The sequence below is a fragment of the Paenarthrobacter sp. RAF54_2 genome (assembly GCF_052113945.1).
Lineage (GTDB): Bacteria > Actinomycetota > Actinomycetes > Actinomycetales > Micrococcaceae > Arthrobacter.
Genome location: NZ_JBFRDV010000005.1, coordinates 216,728 through 236,023, shown reverse-complemented (window position 1 = coordinate 236,023; position 19,296 = coordinate 216,728). Strand labels below are relative to the sequence as shown.

Below are 19,296 nucleotides of genomic sequence, written 5' to 3'. Positions count from 1 at the left end.
CCCTTGGAATCGACGGCGACAATTCCGACGTCGATTGTGTCCAGGATCGTCCCAAGCAGCATTTCGCGATCCCTGCTCGCCGCGAGCAATTGCCGCAAAGCTTGGTCACGCTGCCTGACACGCTGTTGCTGGATCCTGGCATTCGAGCCGGAGAGCCGAATGGTGACTGCAACGGCAAACATCACCAGGGGCAAGACGATAACCGAGAACATGTCGGACGATGGGGGTTTTGGCAAGTGCGAAATGAACGGCGGGAGGGCAATGATGAGGGGACCAAGAAAGCTGATGATAAGGCTGGACCTGGTTCGCAGGCCTGACGCGGATAACCAGATCACAGGAAAAAGTGCAAGAACGACGAGGCCTGGCAGCGAGCCATAGGCACCATTTCGCGTGAATGCGAGGGCAACCAGATCCAGGACGGGGATGGCCAGGCTTGCGCCCGGCGCCAGACGCTCCCACGGCACCAGGAAGCAACTCAAGAAAAGCATCCCGTGCATGAAGATTCCGGTGACAAACTGCCCGTTCTGTATGAGATTTGGCCAAAGGGCAGGGGCCGAGACGAACAATCCTCCGACTACCAGGGTCAAAGGCAATTCGCAGACGGCTACCCGGGCCCTGGGCGTCAGTTTTCTAAAGATGCGGGCGGCTGTGCGGAGTAAAGGCTGCTCAGTCAAGGCAGAGTCCTTCGTTGGGGGGACACGGACCAAATATCGTTTCGCGCCGATTCCGGGAAGAGCTCGGGGCGGAGCGTAAAACCGGAACGTTGGGACGACGCATATTGCACATATTAGGTGCTATAAAACTTGAATGCTTGTATCGTACGTATTGGGTGACGCTTCCCGCTTTGCGCTGGGCTTGCGGGGATGTGCGCCGACTCGAGGGAATCAATGAACGAGCCTGGGGTTGCTGTRGTCATTGAGGATGATGAAGACGTCCGAAACTTGGTGGGCGCCATCCTAAAAGAGGCGGGTTTTGTGGTCCATTCCGCCGCGACCGGACGCGAAGGCGTCGAAGTTGTCCGAAATCATCAAGCCGTGGCGGTGACATTGGATGTCGGACTTCCTGACATGGATGGTCATGAGGTTTTACGGCGAATCCGACAATTCAGTGATGCTTATGTTGTCATGCTCACGGCACGCAAAGATGAACCGGACACCCTGACCGCTTTCCTGACGGGTGCGGACGACTATGTGAAAAAGCCGTTCCTGCCCCGCGAGCTTAGGGCAAGGGTTACAGCAATGATGCGGCGACCCCGCATGGGCGCTGGGCTTTCCTTGCCCGAGGACGGTGGCGACAATGGCCTGGTCCGTTCGAATGGACGCAATGATGCCGTCATTGAACACAACGGATTGTCGTTGAACTTCAAATCCCGGGCAGTTGCCCTGGATGGTTCTCCCCTGACGTTGACCAGAAGCGAATTCGATCTGCTGCTGGAGTTGCTTCGCAACCCGGAGGAAGTCCGGACAAGGGCTGACCTGGTCCGTGCTGCCCGTGGTGATTATTACGACGACGACGCTTATATCAGCGAGGCCGACGAACGGGCCGTTGAAACCCACATTGGAAATCTTCGCCGAAAACTGCGCGAAGATTCACAATCTCCGCGGTTTCTGCAGACGATCCGGGGAGTCGGCTATCGACTGGCACCGAAAAGACCGGATTAGGAAATGGGGTCCGGTTCCGGACTTTCATTCCTTAGTACGTAGCTTTCCCTTAGCTCCTTGACCGTGCGCTGACCACACTCGGCAATCTCATCAAGGAGAGGCTGGGCATTGCGTAATTCACCGTTCAGAATGTGCTCCTCAAGCAGGGCTGCAAGAACCGAAAGGCGAACGCCGCCCACCATGGCCGAAGAGGTTCTGAGGCTCAAGATCGTGTCCAGTGCCGCGGCTTCGTCACCATGTTCGACGGCGGTGGCGAGGCTTTCGTACCGTACTCGCCAGAGCCGGGCAAAGTCGCTTGCAAACTTGCGAGCTATGCGAGGATCGCCCACCTGATCTTCCAAGAGCTGGAATTCCGCAAGGTCCAATATCGGCCGCCGATCGGCGTCGGGCTTCCACGTGGAACCCTCCGCTGGGCCGATATGGTCGGAGTCCCCACGCTCGTCGACCTCACTGAAATCTGAACTGAACATAACCCGATGCTACTTCCTGAACTCAGATCTAAACCGATCTTGCGCTAATCTTGAGCAAATCCTCAGCCCCTCCTGATTTCTTGAGTTACTTTTAATATGCAAATTAACTGCGCTGCTTCATCCACCACTGAGCGTTGTTATAGTGTTGATGACCGCAGGTCCCAGAATGGCAATAAACAGGACCGGAAAGATGAAGAATAGCAGGGGAAAGAGAATTGTTACCGGAAGCTTCATCGCTTTCTCCTCGGCGCGTTGCCGGCGCTTAACCCTCATAACCTTCGCCTGAACTTTTAACACGCGACTAATGGCAATCCCGTACGTGTCGGCCTGGATAACCGCCTGCACGAAGCTTCGGAGTTCAGGAATGTTGGTCCGTTGGGCCAACGCGAGATAGGACTCGCGGCGGCTTCGTCCAACCTGCATGTCCTGGAGTGTCCTCACGATTTCTTCCGCCAGCGGTCCCTTGCCGTTTTCTCCCGCGCGGGCCATGGCGCCTTCGAAGCCGAGGCCAGCCTCAACCGAAATGAGCATCTGGTCCATCGTGTTGGCCAGTTCCAACTGTATTTTCTTCTGCCGTTCCTGACCTTTGCTGTAAAGCATCAGATCCGGAATGAAATATCCCAGCAGGACTACAAAGATTCCCACAAGCTTGATAAGTCCACTCGGGCTGCTGGTAGTGATGAAAAAACCGAAAATCGCACCGAGAAGGCCAAGCGCCGGCTTGGCTGCGAGGACCCGCCCAAGCGGGAGCGAGGCGGGACGCCCGGCCAACGACAGTAGCCTGTCCAGTTTCTGCACGTAACTTCCAGGGGTAAGCCTGTAGCCCAGGCGCTCCAAGGCACCGCTCCTGCTCTGTTGCTCCACTTCAATGGCGATTTGACCCCTCGAGAGCAGCTCGCGGACTAACCGCGGGGTCCTCCGATCAGTTGAAAGGAGTGACCATGCGAAATACGCACTCGGCAGCGGAACGAGCAACAAGGATAAAAGCAGGAAAGGGTGCAAGGTTCACCTCAAAATTTCAAGTCGATAATCTTGCGCATCCACAGACCACCGATGGTCATCAAGATGACAGAAGCCACGATCATCACCCAGCCCAGCGGATTGGTGAACATCACGTTCATATAGCCGGGGTTGACGATCATGAGCATGATGACAATTCCCACGGGAAGAGCCATCAGGATGTACGCGGAAAACTTTCCCTCTGCAGCCAGGGACTTGATGTGTCCTTTGATTTCACTGCGTTCGCGAATGGTGTCGTTCACCTGATCCAGCACGTCTGCGAGGTTCCCACCCACCTCGCGGTTGATCTGGATCGCTTGGGCTATCCACACGAAATCCTCGCTTCGCATTCTCTCCGCCGTATCGTTCAGGGAAGCTTGCAGGTCCCGTCCCAGGCTTGTCTCCGTGATGACCCTGCGCATTTCTTCGGATGTGGGGCTGACTGATTCCGTAGCAGCGGCGTCGATGGCGCGGAGGATGCTGTGACCAGCCCTTAGTCCACCGGAAAGCAGCTGTAGTGTGTCGCCCAATTGATCCTCGAATTTGTCTCGTCTTTTGCCCGCGCGGAACTTCAGGACCAGCCGGGCCACGAAGGGTGCCAGGACACTGAGGAGAATCGCGACGAGAATGCCACCGACAACCAGCCCGATCAAAGCTCCCACCACCGCGCCCGCGATCACCAGGACGACGAAGTCAGCCTGACTCATTCGCACGCCAGCGTCATCGAGTTGTTCGCGGTTGAAAAGCCGAACGTTGCGCCGGGTCAACACACCATGAATCATGTCCGTGGCGGACCCCGCAAATCGCGTCAGATGGGAACCGGGAAGCACCTGGTAGGGCCTCCTCCTGTCCAACGGCACCTCGGGTGCCTTTGGCAGAATGACGGCTACTCCGAACAGCACAATGGCTGACAGCATGAGGGCCAGCCCGACGAAAAGAATCATGGCGCGCTCACGTCCTCGGCGTCGACGTCAGTGGAGCCGCAAAAAGCTCGGGAGAAACATGAATGCCCAAGTCGGTGAAACGATCGATGAACCGCGGACGGATACCCGTAGATACCGGTCGGCCGAGGAAGATCCCGTGGGCATCAACCCCGGCCGAATAGTCGAAAACAAAGGCGTCCTGGAGCGTGACGATATCGCCCTCCATGCCTTGAACCTCAGTCACATGCGTAATCCGGCGGGTTCCATCGCGGAGACGGGAAATTTGGATGATGAGATTCACGGCGGACGCGAGCTGCTCACGGATTGCCCGCAGCGGGAGGTCCATTCCGGCCATCAGAACCAGCGTTTCAAGCCTGGCCACAGCGTCCCGGGGAGAATTGGAGTGCACTGTTGAGAGGGAGCCGTCGTGCCCGGTGTTCATGGCCTGCAGCATGTCCAGCGACTCTCCCCCGCGCACCTCGCCCACCACGATCCTGTCCGGCCGCATACGGAGGGAGTTCCTGAGCAGTTCCCGGATAGTGACTTCACCCTTGCCTTCCGTGTTTGGTGGCCGGCTCTCAAGCCTGACCACGTGCTGCTGCTGGATCTGCAGCTCCACGGCGTCCTCAATGGTCACTATCCGGTTGTCCTCGGGGATAAAGGAAGACAGGACGTTCAACAGTGTGGTTTTGCCGGTTCCGGTACCGCCGGAAACAATGATGTTCAATTTCGCTTTGACGCAGGCATTCAGGAGTTCGGCGATTTCAGGAGTAAGGGTGCCAAAGTCGATCAGATTCCTGATGGTCAAGGGCACTTTGCTGAATTTTCGGATTGTCAGGGACGAACCACCAACAGCTAGCGGCGGAATCACGGCGTTGACGCGAGAGCCGTCCTCCAACCGGGCGTCGACCAGCGGGGATGACTCATCGATCCGACGTCCCACCTTGGAGACAATGCGTTCGATAACTCTTCTCAAATGGTCTTCGGAGCTAAACCCGGAATCAGTGAGGATCAGCTTGCCCCGACGTTCGACGTAAATCTGGTCCATCCTGTTGACCATGATCTCCGTAACTTCAGGGTCATCCAGCAGGCGTTGCAGTGGCCCGTAACCCAGGACGTCGTCAGCCACATCCGCAACAAGCCGGCTGCGCTCCTCAGGAGAGAGCGGCACCTGCTCGGCGTCGATGATCCTGGTCAGTTCTTCCCGGGCAGCGGTCCGCAGCTCCAGCTCACTCAACGCTGAGTCGTTGAATCTCGCACCGAGGCGTTCAAACAATGCCGTTGCAGCCCGTCGCTTCAGGGCAGCGAACGCGTCCACCGGCTGCTGGGCCTTTGGCATCGGGGCGTCCGGATGATCAGCCAATTTCACCGAGAGGTGGGGTTTCGACGCAACCGTGGCCTTCGTTTGAACGTTTGGTTTGGCTTGCTGTGCGGCCTGCGCAAAGGTGGGGTTCGCCGTCGTGAGTGGCTTTGGTCCTTGCCCCAGCGCAGCGGCTGGACCTGCCGATTCTTCCTCGGCGTCGCGCAGGCGTTCAGACAGCTTCACTGGACTACCACCCTTCTGTGCAGTTTTCGCTGGGCCGAGGCCCGCCACGCGGGGTTGAAGCGTTCAACGAGGTGGTTCAACCCTTTGATTGCTGGGTCCTTCGCCCCCTCTTGAAGCACCGGAATTCCCCGGTTGGTGGAGAGCGCGACTGCTTTTGATCGGGGGATGCTCACATCAACCGGGGCGCCGACCGTCGACTCAACGTCCTGGACGGACAACCCGGACTTGGAATCGGCCATGTTGAGCACCACATGGCGGGTWTCCGGGAGCAGATTGAGCTTGCGAAGGATATCCAGGCCGGAGCGCAGGCCCCGAACACTTGGTACATCCATCGCTGACACCCACACCGCATCGGTGCACTGCTCCAGCGCTGCGAGGCCGATTTCAGGCAGTCCAGGGGCTGTATCAACCACCACGTACTGAAACTCTTCGGCAAGTTGCTCCAGCAGCCGAGCCACCTGTTCCGGAGTAATTTCATCTGCTTCAACGGGGTTCTTAGGCGCGCAAAGGGCGTAGATGCTCGCCGGATGGACCGTGAGAAATGCCTTGAGTACCAAAGAATCCTGGCTGGCCGACGGCGTGACCGCGTCAGTAACAGTGTGTTCCGGATTGAGGTAGAGCCCCGAGGCGACGTCCCCGAACTGCAAATCGAGATCCACGATGACTACGCTCATCGGCGCTATCTTGCCCAGCCCCACTGCGATGTTCGTGGCGATGGTCGTCTTGCCCACACCGCCCTTGGGAGAGAAGACGCCGATCACCAGTCCCTTGGGGGCGCCTGCTGGCTTAGGTTCCGAAGTCCGCTGACGGGTGGCGAACGACTGGCAGGCGCGCTCCAGGGTCACCCTGATCTCGGCCATGTCCGCCGCTGGGCTCATAATGTCGCGGATGCCGGATCGCATCGCCTGGAGGATGAAGTCCGGCTGCGGCTCCGCGACAAGAACCACGCTGAGCTCGGGTACCTGAACGTTAAGGACCGTAGCCAAGCGCATCGCTTCCTCCACCGGCACGTCCGGCCCCAGAATCAGCACCTCAAGCTGTCCCTGGTTCAGGGCGCCGAAGAGCTCCGCGGGGTCAACAGGCAGGACGCTGGTGAAGAAGGTCTGCACACTTCCGGGGAGGCCGCCGGCAACGGCTTGACGTAGCCGCTGATCAAATTCAGCACTGGGCGTTATCAGGACAAACCGGCTCACTTGTACACCTCGCTCCGTTGGATGATTCTGGGTCCGCTCTCCTGGGCGTCCACCGGTTCCTTGCTCAGCCAGATTTTGGCGAACTCGGAGGCGAAAACGATCTTGGTTGCGTCCGAGTCGCCCACTGCAACGGTCAGGAGCAGGGAACCCGTAGGCAGGGTGCTGTCCTTGGGATCAGGTGCTGTGGTCCCGGGACTGGGGGCAGGGCTGGGCTGGCTCGTAGGTGCTGGCTCGGGGGCCCGCTGCACTGCAGTCACAAGCACCTTGTGAATGGACAATTGGGTGGTTTCCTTATCGGGCTTGGACTCGATTCCACCGCTTTCCATGGAAATGAAAATCCCGACGTGGTCACCAGGAACCACCCGTCCGCCCACCACACGCACAGGCTCCACCTGGAATGAGACCTCTTGCATTCCGGGAGGCACTGCGACGTTCCCCGGAGTCTTCAGTGCCTCCGGAGCTACAAGGCGCTCGGCCACCAATGGTTCGCCCGGAACGAGGTCCACGGCAGCAACTTTTCCGGTTGAATCGCCCAGCGTCTTGAGTGCCGATGCGGGGACGGAAGACTGCGGAAGCTGCTGGGCAGCCAGGGAAGCCTTCATGGCCTCTACCGGGGTGCCGGCGGGAATCGGAGCCTTGACCATCAAGACCTCAACAGGGGCAAGATTCTGGACAGCCCGTTGATCCGCGCCCTGCGCGTAGACGAACACGAGGATCACCCCTATGACCGCCAGCAGCGCTGCTGCCGATCCTGCCAATAAGCGTGATTTCACTTAACACTCCTGTGCTTCAAAAATTGGAAAAGCTAGTTGGTCAGGCGTACTACGGTGACCCCGTTGGCATCCACCGGCCCCAACGTGTAGCCGTCTGCCAGCGACACGTATTTGACGAAGCTCCCCACGATCCCCCGGCAATTCCCGGTGCAGGACAGCGAGGAGGAAACATAGGGACTCTGGTTATGGAAAACGTCCGGAAGAGTGGTGCCGCCGCTGAACTTCCATCCCGTCACTTTGAATGCTGCAAACGAGATCAGGTGGTAAATGGCTCCGCTTCCCGTGCCGGTGACGGAATTGAAGACCGGAAGCAGCACAATGATGTCTTTTCCGGCGTTGATGGTGGCGGCCCAGTTGTTCAGGGTGGTGGAACAATTTGGCGGCGCACTGTTCCCCGGTGCGCTGCCGCCCTTGTTCAGCGCCAGGTCAATGGTGCCACCGCAGGAGCCAGGATCCTGGACAATCCATCCGAATCCACCCTCTACTGCCGCGCCTGAAGGCCCGTAGTTGCAGCTGGGGTTGGCGCCCGTGCCGTGAGCCTGCAAAAGCTGCTGGACGCCGCCAACGTAGCCCTGCACCTGGCAGATCGAAAACGTCAGGGGGAATGGAGTAGTTCCCTTACGTGGGCTGCCCCACTGTACGGTCGATGAGGTCACAACGTCCGCGGAATTCATGCCAAGGACACGACCGAAGACCAGCGAAACGGCATTTGGAGCACCACCCGCTTGCTGGGAGCCGGCGGACACGGTTACCTTCCGGTTAGTCAGATCAAGGTTTACCGAGTTGATGTTTCCAAGGCCGTCCACAGCATTCTTGTTGGCCATGTCCTTGGCGATCTGGGACGTACTCGAGCAATTCGGATCGCTGGTGCTGACGGCACACTTCTCAGCCACGGCCAGGGCGGCGGCATCGGATCCGTTCTGCGCTTGCGCCTTTTCCGAGTAGAGCTTTCCTGCATCCACAGCGAGGGCGGCAAAGCCAAGTAACGCAACCAGAATCAGAGCTATGAGGACCGCGACGGCCCCGCGTTCGCCGTCGTCGTCATTGCCCTTTATCCGCCACATACCATCACCCCTACGCCTTGCATCGGGAACGGTCCTGCGATTCCCGTGAGGGTGCTGAGTGTGTACTTGACGGTGACGGACATCTGCGCGCCGGACGTGCAGCTGGTAGCACTGAAGGTGAAGTTCGCATCTGCCAGCTTTGGGTTCAGAGTTACAGCCGCGTTTTTCGCCGCGGTCCTGGCTGCCGACTGATCATTCGCGATGGACATCACGCGCACGCCCTCGCGGGCGGCGTTCGTGAGCGAGACCTGCGCGTTGTAGGCGCGCCCGAATTCCATGATCCCCAGAACCAGGAGGATCAGGACGGGTGCGAGCAACGCGAACTCGACCGCTACGGCACCCCGTTCTGATGTCCTGTGCATGTGGATCTGCCTTCGTATCAAAAGTTGAAAGAGGAACGGGTGGGTGGGGCCACCGACCCACCCACCCGGGTACCCGCCGTGAGTCCGACTACTTTGAGCAGCTACCCGCGACGCCGGCGGCAGTAGTAGCGGTCCATGTGCCACCCTTGACGGCACAGGCTGAGCTGTTGAAGGTCTCGACGAGGTTACCGCCGAGCAGGGTTACAGCAACGATGATGACCACGGCGATGAGCGCAACCATGATGCCGTATTCGACGGCGGTAGCGCCGTTCTCTTCACGACGGGCGCGGGATGCGATGTTGGAGAGGGTGACAAACATTTGAAAACTCCTGAGCGAGTTGGGATTTGGGCTGGCCCGATACCAGCTCCCAATCAACGTAGCAACGGAGAGAGGCCCATCTCGGAGTCCTTGGGACTTCCTGTGGAAAGCCTCTGGAACCTGCGCATTTCCTGCGCTAATCCTAGGAATTCCCTTGCCTTACCCGCACAAAAAAGGCCGCGCCATCATTGGCACGGCCTTATCCTGGAGTTTTCGTCAGCCCATTGCAGGCGCAACCACGGGTGGTGCCGAGAGCTGCTTACGCGCCCACCGGGCCAACTTCTTGCCCTTGCCCTTCCACCAGTTGTCTTCATCCTTGTTGTAGTGCCAGCGGAAGATGATCATCACCAGCACGGCCATACTCATGGCCACCTGAATCCATGACCAGCTGACCGCTTCAGCGAGCGCGCTGATCCCCATCACAAGGATGGAAGGCACCGCCAACGTCCTGAAGATCGTATTAGCCACGTACCGGGGGCGTGAACTTGGCACGGACAGCGCACGCACCATATCGAAACACAGGCACACCACTACCATTATTTGCCCCACGGACATAAGGAGAAGCCCGGGCAGCGACCCCGCGAACATTGCGGCCGATTCCATTCCTGTACTCAACGTAAACCCCTCCAACAAACGTCATTTCAGATCCTCTGTGCTCCATTGAATCGGCTGCCGGAGGGGCCCGTCACGAGTAGTGGGTACTCGTTTCCGGCCAGCCCGACTACTTGGTTACTTGCCGGGTACTTGGTCCAGTACGGCCGGACTTTCCACAACGCGGGGTCAGTTACGGCCCATAAATCCCCTCGGAATGGGCCCGAAGTGACCCCGCGTTGGGCGATGTACACTCGCGGTGAGGGCGAAGCGCATGGCCAAGGATTTTCGGCACCGGTGTCAGCGAAGGGGCAGGATGTTCGGTTCAAAGAAGCAGACGCTCAACGATCTGATGGACGAGCTCAGGGCCCGACCTGAGTCGGGAGTCGCTCGGTGTCGGGCCCAACTTCCCGGGCGTCGCCGCGAATCCGCTCCTGAGCAGTGATGCCCGGAAGCGCAATGCGGAATTGCGCAATGGAGCGCTTGCGCTCGGCGTTCTCGTCGACTGGCGGGAGGTCAACAGCAATCCACGCGTGGTCCTGATGTTCGACGTGGAGACCGCCGACGGCATATCGTTCCGCGGCATTGCAGACGAAGACCTCACGATCACCGCTCTCACCCGGCTCGCCCCAGGACAGACGTTGCCTGTGCGCTACCGGCCGGCGATCATGGATCACTACGTCGCCCTTGCCCAGGACGCGGACCCTACCCGAGTGCAGCAGCTCTCTGACGAGATCGCGAGCCGCAAACAGGCCTGACCCGAACGCATCTCCGCAACGCGGGGTCAGTTACGGCCCATAAATCCCGTCGCGACGGGCCCTAAATGACCCCGCGTTGGAGGTTTGAGCGGGACTATGCTTGGCAGCAGGGCTTGGTTTTTCAGATCTGGGGGATGGATGGTGCTTGGCTATGGGGGATAGCGTTTTCTTGCCGTTGGAGGATTACTTCAGCAGAATCGCAAGGCGCAGGGCGATTGTGTTGTGTCAGCTGCCGATGGTGGCGATAGTGACGTTGATTGTTTTCCTGGCCCTTCTCTTCAACCCCGCCAGCCTGTTGCATCCGGCGTTCTTCCTGGTCCTCTTTCTGCACATCGTGATCCTGGCGGCATGCCTCGTGCTTCCGTGGAACCGTCTCCCTTCATGGAGCTTCGTCTTCATCCCCGTGCTGGATTGTCTCGCTCTGGGCCTCTTGCGCGAGGTTGGCGGGCCCGTTCTCAGCGTCGTGGGATTGGTCATGGCCTTCCCCGTGATTTGGCTGTCGGTCAGCGCCAGGAAGGGCCACGTGGCCCTGGCCATCCTGGCACCGCTTTGCGCCACCGTGGCTTCGCCCTTGGTGTTGGGTCACGAGGTTGAACGGTCAGAGCTGATCCGCATGATTGTCTTCCCTGCCATCATGGGTGGTTTGGCCATCACCGGGCATGCTGTTGCTCGCGGGCTGATCAAACACAGCGACCGGATGGACCGAAAGGATCGCGAGTTGGTGCGGCTCCATGGTGCCACCAAAGAACATGCGCAACTCCTGGACACTGTCCTTGAAACCGTCAACGTTGGTGTCTGGGCCATGGACACAAACGGTGCTGACATTCTGACCAACCGTCGCCTTCGCGCCGACCGTTCATGGGCTCACGAGTCGACGGACGCCGTGAATCCGTTCACCGTTGGGACTGCTCACTCCAATGAGGAACGGAACAGTCCGGCCGATCTTGCTGTCCGAGGCGCCAGTTTCACCAACAGACTTGTGCGCGTAGGCGATGGCGAGAAGCAGCGCACCTTTTCCGCCGCCGCCCGCCCCCTGCTCGGCGAAGCGGGCCAGATGAAGGGTTCCATCATTGCTTTCACCGACGTCACAGCACTGGTGAAGGCGCAAACGGCCCGCGACAAGTTCGTTGCCACGATCTCCCATGAACTTCGAACTCCGCTCACGTCCATTCTCGGATACCTGGAAATACTCGACGACCAGCCAAATCCTGCCTTCATGGGCATCATCGAACGGAACGCTGAACGTCTGCTGACCCTCGTCAATGATCTGCTTCTTGTCGCTTCCGAAGACCTCGAACTGCGCCGCCGGCCCACCAACGTTTCGGAACTGCTCCAGGAGTCAGTCAAGAACGCCAGGCTTGCGGCAGCCGCAAGAGGTATCACCATTGCACTGCAAATCCACGGAGATGTAGCGGCAGATGTGGACCCTGGCCAATTCGCCAAAGCCATTGACCAATTGCTGTCGAACGCCATCAAGTTCTCGCCCGAAGGCACCCAGGTAGTCATCGGCCTCCGGGGAAATAACGGCGAAGTGGAACTCTCCGTCCGCGATCACGGGATCGGTATGACCGAACAAGAACAAGACGAAGCCTTCACCAAATTCTTCAGGGCCGATCAGGCAATGGAATCGGCAATACCCGGGGCGGGTCTGGGGTTACCCCTCAGCAAAGCCATCATCGAAGCCCACGGTGGAACCATCGGATTGAACAGCCGGCCAGGCTCCGGCACGACTGTCACCGTCACGGTTCCGCGTTAGCCCCAGAGTTGCGCCTGCTCCGCGGGCGCCGGGTGCAGAGGACGTCGGTTGCCGCCAAAGTAGAGGCATGCCTACTACTGAATGATGCTCACCCAGACTGATTGCTTGTTGGATAATCGAGTATGGGCGCTGAGTTGCTGACAATTCCTGAATGTCCCCATACCGCGGCCGCTCAGGAACTCTTCGAGCGGGCACTGGCGCTGGCCGGGATTTCCGGCATGGTGCACGTGGTGGTGGACTCCGACGAGGAAGCAGCCTCGCTCGGATTCCACGGCTCCCCCACGTTCCAGATCGACGGACTGGACCTCTTTCCGGTCCTGGGAGACCCCGCGCTGAGCTGCCGGATCTATCCGACGACGGACGGGCCCCGGAGCCTGCCGTCTCTGGAATCGCTCCGAACAGCGATTCAAGACAAGCTGAAGGGCATTTAGCTTAGGGACGGGTCAGGAACGATTCCACTTTCCCCGGATCCCGCTCGATCACCGGCTCCAAAACCTGGTCAATCCTGCTGAGCAGTTCAGCATCAAGTTTCACTCCCGACGCCGTGGCGTTGTCCACCAATTGCTCTGGCTTGGACGCCCCCACGATCGCTGCCGAGACGTTGCTGTTCTGCAAAACCCAAGCCACCGCCAGCGCGGCCATGGACAGTCCTGCTTCCTTGGCAATGGGCTGCAATTCCTGGACCTTCTCCAACACCTCGGGACGCATGAACTTGTGGTCGTCTTTCAGAGTTCCGTCATCGGTGGTGAAGCGCGAATCGGTTGGCGCCCCCTTGCCGGGAATGTACTTGCCTGTCAGGACGCCCTGGGCCAAAGGGGACCAGCAGATCTGTCCCAGTCCCAGCTCCTCGCTGGTGGGAACGACTTCCTCCTCGATAACCCGCCACAGCATTGAGTATTGGGGTTGGTTCGAAATCAGGCTGATTCCAAGGTCCTTGGCGAGTTTGGCGCCAGCCCGGATCTCGTCCGGAGTCCATTCCGAAACACCGATGTAAAGTGCCTTGCCGGCCCGGACAATGTCCGCAAAAGCCTGCATCGTCTCCTCAAGAGGCGTTTCATAGTCGTAGCGGTGGGCTTGGTAGAGGTCGACGTAATCCGTGCCGAGCCTGCGCAATGAGCCGTTGATCGACTCCATCATGTGTTTTCGCGAGAGCCCGCGATCATTCTTTCCTTCACCGGTGGGAAAGTAGACCTTGGTGAAAATCTCAAGGCCTTCACGCCGAACCCCCTTGAGAGCTTCGCCCAAGGCCGTTTCTGCACGGGTTCCCGCGTAAGCGTCGGCAGTGTCGAAAGTGGTGATTCCAAGATCCAGTGCTTGCCGTACGCAGGATGTTGCCGCCTCCTGGTCGATCTGTTCGCCGTGGGTGACCCAGTTGCCGTAGGCCAGTTCGCTGATGTACATGCCGGAGGCGCCGAGCTTGCGATATTCCATGGGTTAAGTCCCTTTCATACGTGTGGTTGTTAGCTACAAGGTGTGGTTCTTAGGTGCGTGGCGTGGCAGGTCGCCTGCCTCGCAAGGGAAATGGCGGCGCTGTAGTGCCGCGAATAACCAGCTGGGCGGACAGCACCAAATCCGGCTCCGCACCGGCGTCGGGCGTGATCAAAGCAAGCAACCGGCGCGCGGTTTCGGATCCCTGCAGGGCGACCGAGTGGTCCATGGTAGTCAGGTCGAGGATCTCGGAGAGTTCGTGGTTATCGAAGCCAACCACCGACATGTCGCCCGGAACATCAATTCCGCCCGCTTTCAGGGTGCGCAGCACGCCGAAAGCCATCTCGTCGGAGGCCACAAAGACCGCAGTAGGAGCTACTTCCGCACACAACAACCGGGACATGGCCCTTGATCCGCCAGCCGTTGAATTCTCCTCGTGGACCTCAAGGTCTTGACTGGGCTCCAACCCTGCTTCAGTCAGGGCCTCGCGGTAGCCCTTCAAACGGTTGGCCGGCGGGACCCCGCCCAGCGTGCTGTCTGCAGCCTCGCGGATTCCGATGAAGGCGATGCGTTCGTGCCCCAAATTGATGAGGTGCCGTGCTGCTGCCCGCCCGGCCGCGTGGTCGTCCACCCGAACACCAGGCCTGCCAGGCGTTCCCGACCCCAAAAACGCAACAGGTAAGTTCTGGGCTTCGAGCGCGGCTAGTTCCTCCGGAGTCGGTTGCAAGGCAAAGACCAATACTCCGTCGGCTCGACCGGTCAGGCTCGACCCAGCGAAGAAGCGCTCCCGCGCGGCAGTGTCCGCGAGTTCGTACAACAGGACGTCAAAGCCTGCTTGGCGAAGCACACGCCCCGCCGATGCCAGCACCTGCCCGAAGAACCATCTGGAGAGGTTGGGAGTGACAATCGCGATGGCTCCCGTCCGGCCAGTTGCCAAGCGGGAACCAGCCAGCGATGGAACATAGCCCAGCTCTTGCGCAATCCGTTGCACGCGCTTGCGAGTCTCCAACGAAACGCCCGGCATATCCCGCAAGGCACGCGAGACTGTTGACACCGAGACATTCGCGCGTTCCGCGACTGCATCCACTGTTGACGACATGGGAATGACAGTAACGACAACCAAGGATTGACGCAAGCGCTTGCGAAACGAACCAACTGAAGCGGTCTATCGAGATGGGCTTACTGACGGTGAGGAAGTATCACTGCCCTCCGAGGAACTCATGGTTGGTGTGGATGTCGACGTTGACGACGACGGCAAGCTGCTCTTGCTGCTCGGCGAACTGGTCATGCTGCTGGACGAACTGGTCATCATTGAACTGGGAGATTCGCTACCGCCCTTGGCTTTCTCAAGCACCTTGTTGATCAAGTCTTGGAGTTCCTTCTGGTCAGGATCGCCCAGGTTTGGCCCACTCTTCGTGGCGACCACCAGCAACCTCCCGTCGGCCGCGGAGACCTGCATGAGCTTCTTCTGGGTTTCACCGGAACGTGTACTGACGGTTCCGAATGTTTCCTTTGCCTTCGTCTTAGCGTCTAACTTCTCACTGGAGACTTCATACGTCTGACCCACGGCTTTCACGGTGAACTTGGCGCATTTGTCCATTTTGCCGCTGATGTCCTTGAGAACTTTCTCCTCGTCCGGACCCTCTTTACCAGATTGCGCGGACAAGGACCGGGGCTGATCACTGTCAGACAGGGCGACGGCAACATCTCCGTGTTCAACCTTGTCTACCAGCCCCGCCGTGGCGATGTCCTTGCAATCCTGAGGATCGACGCTTGCCGTATTCAAAAGGAGATCGGCGATCTTGCCGCCTTGGTCTACCTGCTCCTTGGAATAGAGCTTGAGCTCGTTGCCATCTCTATCCTTCATACCGGAGATCAGGTCCCGCAATTCGTCCTCGGTGTAGACCTTGTCCTGAGCCGGCATCGAGGTGGAGGCTGACGAGGTGGTGGCAGAAGAAGGACTTGCCGTGCTGCCCCCACCGCCGCTACACGCCGCCAAAGCCACTGCTGCAACTGCAAAAACTGCAAGCGCTGGAACTTTTCGCATCAGATAATGCCTTCCGGTGAACGTCGGGATTTTCTAAAGCTGCCCGCCAGGACCTGTGTCCTCAACTTCACCGCGCCAAGCACCTGTTTCCGTTCCACGGGATTCGATAAAGTCCTTGAATTTCCGTAGATCGGCTTTGACCTGCATCTCGTCGATCTTCAGTGCCGCACCAGCCTTCTCGGTTGCAGTTTCCGGTGCCCACTCGAAATGGACGTTGACTTTGGTGTGGTTATCATCCATCCGGGTGAACCGCACGACGCCGGCATGGGACTTCCCGTCGGTACTGCGCCAGGCGATCCGATCATCAGGCTGTTGGTCGACGATTTCGGTATCGAATTCGCGCTCCACTCCAGCGATTTTGGTGACCCAGTGGTTGGTGGTGTCACTCAGCTGGGTTACGGCCTCCACGCCGGACATGAACTCCGGAAAGGACTCAAACTGGGTCCACTGGTTATAGGCAGTGTGGACTGGGACAGCGACATCAATGGTTTCTTCAACGGTTTCCATTTTTCCTCCTATTGTTGAAGCGGCCCGCAAACAGCGGACAGCGGTAGACCCCCGAGGCGCGCTGGAGTACGCGTCGGTTCAATAGTTGTGATCTCCGGGAAGTGGAGCACCTGAGGATAGTCGAATGGACTTCGTCCGGGCGATGGACAGTCGCCGGGGAGGTAGGGATCAGAGATGATCGACATCGACTGTTTCCTCAAGAAAGGGAGGCTGCTGCCCACCTCTGGACCTGCTCCCGCTCTTAGGCTAGACCTCGATATGTTGTGGGGCAAGCATCCGAGGAGCCCCGGGACGTGGAGGCAAAAGTGCCTTCTTCGGCAGCAATTTTCAGTTGTTTCCGGAGACAGCACTACCAACGTTGTACCGTCTTGCTTCCAACGTTGTACCCTGTGATCAGGGCGATTCCGGCCCTTTGCGCAGGGAAGGGAGCGGCCATGTCTGTCACAATCCGGGACGTCGCCAGGGTCAGCGGTTTTTCCATCAAGACGGTATCGAACGTCATTAATGGCCATCCGCAGCTGCGCGCGGAAACGCGGGCACGGGTCCAGGAAGCCATTGACCAGCTGGGGTACAGGCCCAACCTCTCTGCGAGGAACCTGAGGTCCGGGCGTACTGGAGTCATCGGCCTCATCATTCCGGATCTCACCACGGCCTATTTTGCTGAACTTGCCGACGCCGTCATGCGTGCCGCTGCCGCCAAGGGAATCGCTGTCCTTATTGAACCGATCGGCAGCGGTCGTGAAAATGAGCTGGCCGCACTTCGTGGCCAACACCGGCACATGGTGGACGGCATTATCTATAGCTCGCTTACTTTGGGATCTGCTGACACGGAAATTCTGAAGGGAGTGGACACTCCGCTGGTTGTCCTCGGTGATACATCCTTCGAAGGTCGAGTGGATCGGGTCACGATGGCGAACACGGCCGGAGCAAAGTCCGCCACCGAGCACCTATTGGCAATCGGCCGACGCAAGGTTGTGGCGCTGGGTGCCCATGAGGGCGACATCGTCGCGTCCGCAGAACTTCGCCTGGACGGATACAAGGCCGCACTCGAAGAAGCCGGGCTGCCCTTCGATCCTAAGCTGGTTCGCTACGCGGATTCCTGGCACCGCAGAGGCGGTGCCGCCGCAATGACCCGGATGCTCGCTGACGGACTGGACTTTGACGCGGTGTTCGCCTTCAATGACACCTTGGCGCTGGGCGCCATGCGCGTCCTTCAAGAGGCCGGGCTGCACATCCCGGAAGACGTTGCGATTGTCGGCTTTGATGACCTGGATGAAACGCAATACTCCTTGCCAACTTTGTCCACCATCAATCCACGGCGGGACCAGATCGCCGAGGCAGCCGTTGAGATGCTCCTGCGTCGCATAGAGAGCGGCGACGAGCCGGAGGCGAACGAGATCGAAACGGGCTTCTCCCTCCAAATCCGCGAGTCTTCCGGCGGATCTCAGGACAGCGCATCCTTGGCAACATCTGCCGCTTGAAATAAAAATGCACTGAGGTCTTGACCCCTCTCGAAGCACGGCGCATGCTTGATACAACGTTTACGTACAACGTTTACCTAAATCGTTGACAGCAGGTTTTGGGGACATGGCTGTCCCATTCACGAAAGGGCTGACATGAAAAGGTCGCTCACATTGCTCACCGTCGTCGCAGCAGCGTCGTTAGCGCTAACGTCCTGTTCGGGCGGGGGCGCAAGCGGGGAAAGCAAAGACGGCGCCAAAGCGGAACTCACGTTCTGGCACGGTTACACCGAGGCTGACGGGAAGGTCCTGAACAAGATCGTGGACGACTTCAACGCCTCACAGAATGAAGTCAGCATCAAGGTCCAGACCAATCCCTGGTCGGTCATTGATGACACACTCTTGCCGGCACTCTCCTCCGGGAAGGGCCCGGACATCGTGGCGATGCCGGCCGAACGGCTCCCCGTCTACGCTGACAAAGGGGCCTTCGTTCAACTGGACGACTTCTACAAGAATCCCTCCAGCAACCTCGACAAGCTGATTCCCGCCGCCGCGGACATGGAAACCGTCAACGGCCACAAATACGGCGTTCCATCCGGCTTCGTTCCCTTGGCGATGTTCTACAACAAGTCCCTGTTCGCCAAGGCTGGAATCACTACCCCGCCCACCACCTGGGACGAATGGATCGCCGCCGCCAAGAAGCTGACCGTGGATGAAAACAACGACGGAACTCCAGAACAGTACGGGCTGGGCTTGCCTGACCACGCAACTGTAGCCAACGGCGTCTGGCCTTCCCTCTTCTACGGCAACGGCGGAAACGTCGTCAAGGATGGCAAAGCTGTAGTGGACTCGCCGGAGAATGCCCAGACGCTCAAGACATGGGTGGACGCCATCCGGAACGACAAGATCTCACCAGCCGGCCTGGACGGTATCGCCGGTGACAAGCTCTTCAGCAGCGGCAAGGCAGCGATGTACCTTGGCGGGCCGTGGATGTCTTCCATCGCCACTGAAAACAAGATCGACTACGGCATTGCCGCCGTCCCTGCCGGTCCCAAGGAGCAGGCAGCGTCCGCCATCGGTATTTCGATGGGCATCACAACGCAGAAGGACGAGGCGAAAGCCGCGGCAGCACAGAAGTTCTTCACGTACTTCCTGCAAAAGGAACAAGCCACGGCCTGGTCCCTGGGTTCGGGTTGGCCGCCGCTGCGCTCGGACATCCCCGCATCTGATGTCGCTGCCAACCCCGTAGTAGAAGCCTTGACCAAGCAGTCTGAGTTCGGCCGCCCGCTCCTGCCCGGCGTCGTGAACAGCACGGACGTTCTGACCGCCGTCGACAAGCTCACACAGCGCGCTGTGGCTGGCGAGAACATTCAGGATCTGCTCAAGGAAACCCAGGCGTCAGTCCAGAAGATCGTCGACGCCAAATAGTTGAACGGAAC

General features: G+C 59.1%; 20 protein-coding genes and 1 pseudogene. 6 read left to right on the top strand and 15 right to left on the bottom strand.

Annotated features, from left to right (window positions below; translation table 11 throughout):
- Window positions 1-674: pseudogene (locus tag AB4Y87_RS06530) on the bottom strand (diguanylate cyclase); the annotation flags it as partial.
- A 213-nt stretch (window positions 675-887) separates the two neighbouring features.
- On the opposite strand from AB4Y87_RS06530, the gene AB4Y87_RS06525 reads away from it, so the two are divergent.
- The gene (locus tag AB4Y87_RS06525) at window positions 888-1,661 is read left to right on the top strand and encodes a response regulator transcription factor (RefSeq protein ID WP_442003600.1); all 774 of its coding nucleotides are present in this window, start codon (window positions 888-890) and stop codon (window positions 1,659-1,661) included.
- Here AB4Y87_RS06525 and AB4Y87_RS06520 read toward each other — a convergent pair.
- The 10 genes from AB4Y87_RS06520 to AB4Y87_RS06475 form a co-directional block, all read right to left on the bottom strand.
- Entirely contained in the window at window positions 1,658-2,131 is a 474-nt protein-coding gene (locus AB4Y87_RS06520) for an Hpt domain-containing protein (protein ID WP_442003599.1), read from the bottom strand. The two genes, AB4Y87_RS06525 and AB4Y87_RS06520, sit on opposite strands and share 4 nt — an antisense overlap.
- Window positions 2,132-2,248: 117 nt before the next feature.
- Window positions 2,249-3,133, bottom strand: a complete 885-nt coding sequence (locus AB4Y87_RS06515) for a type II secretion system F family protein (protein WP_442003598.1) — start codon at window positions 3,131-3,133, stop codon at window positions 2,249-2,251.
- Between the two features lie 8 nt (window positions 3,134-3,141).
- Window positions 3,142-4,074: a type II secretion system F family protein gene (locus tag AB4Y87_RS06510; protein ID WP_442003597.1), complete on the bottom strand. Its 933-nt coding sequence runs from the start codon at window positions 4,072-4,074 to the stop codon at window positions 3,142-3,144.
- A 7-nt stretch (window positions 4,075-4,081) separates the two neighbouring features.
- Window positions 4,082-5,392 (bottom strand): CpaF family protein, encoded by a 1,311-nt coding sequence (locus tag AB4Y87_RS06505; protein ID WP_442003609.1) that lies wholly within the window; start codon window positions 5,390-5,392, stop codon window positions 4,082-4,084.
- A gap of 203 nt (window positions 5,393-5,595) precedes the next feature.
- Complete coding sequence (locus AB4Y87_RS06500) at window positions 5,596-6,792, bottom strand: AAA family ATPase (protein ID WP_442003596.1); 1,197 nt, start codon at window positions 6,790-6,792, stop codon at window positions 5,596-5,598.
- Window positions 6,789-7,565, bottom strand: a complete 777-nt coding sequence (gene cpaB, locus AB4Y87_RS06495) for a Flp pilus assembly protein CpaB (RefSeq protein ID WP_442003595.1) — start codon at window positions 7,563-7,565, stop codon at window positions 6,789-6,791. Before cpaB ends, AB4Y87_RS06500 begins: the two co-directional genes overlap by 4 nt.
- A gap of 32 nt (window positions 7,566-7,597) precedes the next feature.
- Window positions 7,598-8,629 (bottom strand): Tad domain-containing protein, encoded by a 1,032-nt coding sequence (locus AB4Y87_RS06490; RefSeq protein WP_442003594.1) that lies wholly within the window; start codon window positions 8,627-8,629, stop codon window positions 7,598-7,600.
- Window positions 8,617-8,991, bottom strand: a complete 375-nt coding sequence (locus tag AB4Y87_RS06485) for a TadE/TadG family type IV pilus assembly protein (RefSeq protein WP_216926392.1) — start codon at window positions 8,989-8,991, stop codon at window positions 8,617-8,619. Before AB4Y87_RS06485 ends, AB4Y87_RS06490 begins: the two co-directional genes overlap by 13 nt.
- A gap of 88 nt (window positions 8,992-9,079) precedes the next feature.
- On the bottom strand, window positions 9,080-9,310 hold the full coding sequence (locus tag AB4Y87_RS06480) for a Flp family type IVb pilin (protein ID WP_442003593.1): 231 nt from the start codon (window positions 9,308-9,310) through the stop codon (window positions 9,080-9,082).
- Window positions 9,311-9,526: 216 nt separating this feature from the next.
- Window positions 9,527-9,913 carry a hypothetical protein gene (locus AB4Y87_RS06475; protein WP_442003592.1) on the bottom strand — a complete coding sequence of 129 codons (387 nt, stop codon included), beginning with the start codon at window positions 9,911-9,913 and terminating at the stop codon, window positions 9,527-9,529.
- Between the two features lie 455 nt (window positions 9,914-10,368).
- On the opposite strand from AB4Y87_RS06475, the gene AB4Y87_RS06470 reads away from it, so the two are divergent.
- From AB4Y87_RS06470 to AB4Y87_RS06460, 3 genes are all read left to right on the top strand, one after another.
- A complete protein-coding gene (locus AB4Y87_RS06470) occupies window positions 10,369-10,659 on the top strand; it encodes a hypothetical protein (protein WP_442003591.1) in 291 nt (96 codons plus the stop codon).
- Between the two features lie 247 nt (window positions 10,660-10,906).
- A complete protein-coding gene (locus AB4Y87_RS06465; protein WP_442003590.1) occupies window positions 10,907-12,415 on the top strand; it encodes a sensor histidine kinase in 1,509 nt (502 codons plus the stop codon).
- A gap of 122 nt (window positions 12,416-12,537) precedes the next feature.
- Window positions 12,538-12,846, top strand: a complete 309-nt coding sequence (locus AB4Y87_RS06460; RefSeq protein WP_442003589.1) for a hypothetical protein — start codon at window positions 12,538-12,540, stop codon at window positions 12,844-12,846.
- Between the two features lies 1 nt (window position 12,847).
- Here AB4Y87_RS06460 and AB4Y87_RS06455 read toward each other — a convergent pair whose 3' ends face one another.
- The 4 genes from AB4Y87_RS06455 to AB4Y87_RS06440 all read right to left on the bottom strand — a co-directional run bounded on the left by AB4Y87_RS06455 (window position 12,848) and on the right by AB4Y87_RS06440 (window position 16,397).
- A complete protein-coding gene (locus AB4Y87_RS06455; RefSeq protein WP_442003588.1) occupies window positions 12,848-13,846 on the bottom strand; it encodes an aldo/keto reductase family protein in 999 nt (332 codons plus the stop codon).
- Window positions 13,847-13,895: 49 nt separating this feature from the next.
- Complete coding sequence (locus AB4Y87_RS06450) at window positions 13,896-14,942, bottom strand: LacI family DNA-binding transcriptional regulator (protein ID WP_442003587.1); 1,047 nt, start codon at window positions 14,940-14,942, stop codon at window positions 13,896-13,898.
- A gap of 66 nt (window positions 14,943-15,008) precedes the next feature.
- On the bottom strand, window positions 15,009-15,890 hold the full coding sequence (locus AB4Y87_RS06445; RefSeq protein ID WP_442003586.1) for a hypothetical protein: 882 nt from the start codon (window positions 15,888-15,890) through the stop codon (window positions 15,009-15,011).
- Between the two features lie 33 nt (window positions 15,891-15,923).
- Window positions 15,924-16,397: an SRPBCC family protein gene (locus AB4Y87_RS06440; protein WP_442003585.1), complete on the bottom strand. Its 474-nt coding sequence runs from the start codon at window positions 16,395-16,397 to the stop codon at window positions 15,924-15,926.
- A gap of 434 nt (window positions 16,398-16,831) precedes the next feature.
- Here AB4Y87_RS06440 and AB4Y87_RS06435 point away from each other — a divergent pair, with 434 nt between their 5' ends.
- On the top strand, window positions 16,832-17,878 hold the full coding sequence (locus AB4Y87_RS06435; RefSeq protein WP_442003584.1) for a LacI family DNA-binding transcriptional regulator: 1,047 nt from the start codon (window positions 16,832-16,834) through the stop codon (window positions 17,876-17,878).
- 135 nt (window positions 17,879-18,013) lie between these two features.
- Window positions 18,014-19,285: an extracellular solute-binding protein gene (locus AB4Y87_RS06430; RefSeq protein WP_442003583.1), complete on the top strand. Its 1,272-nt coding sequence runs from the start codon at window positions 18,014-18,016 to the stop codon at window positions 19,283-19,285.
- Window positions 19,286-19,296 lie beyond the last annotated feature (11 nt).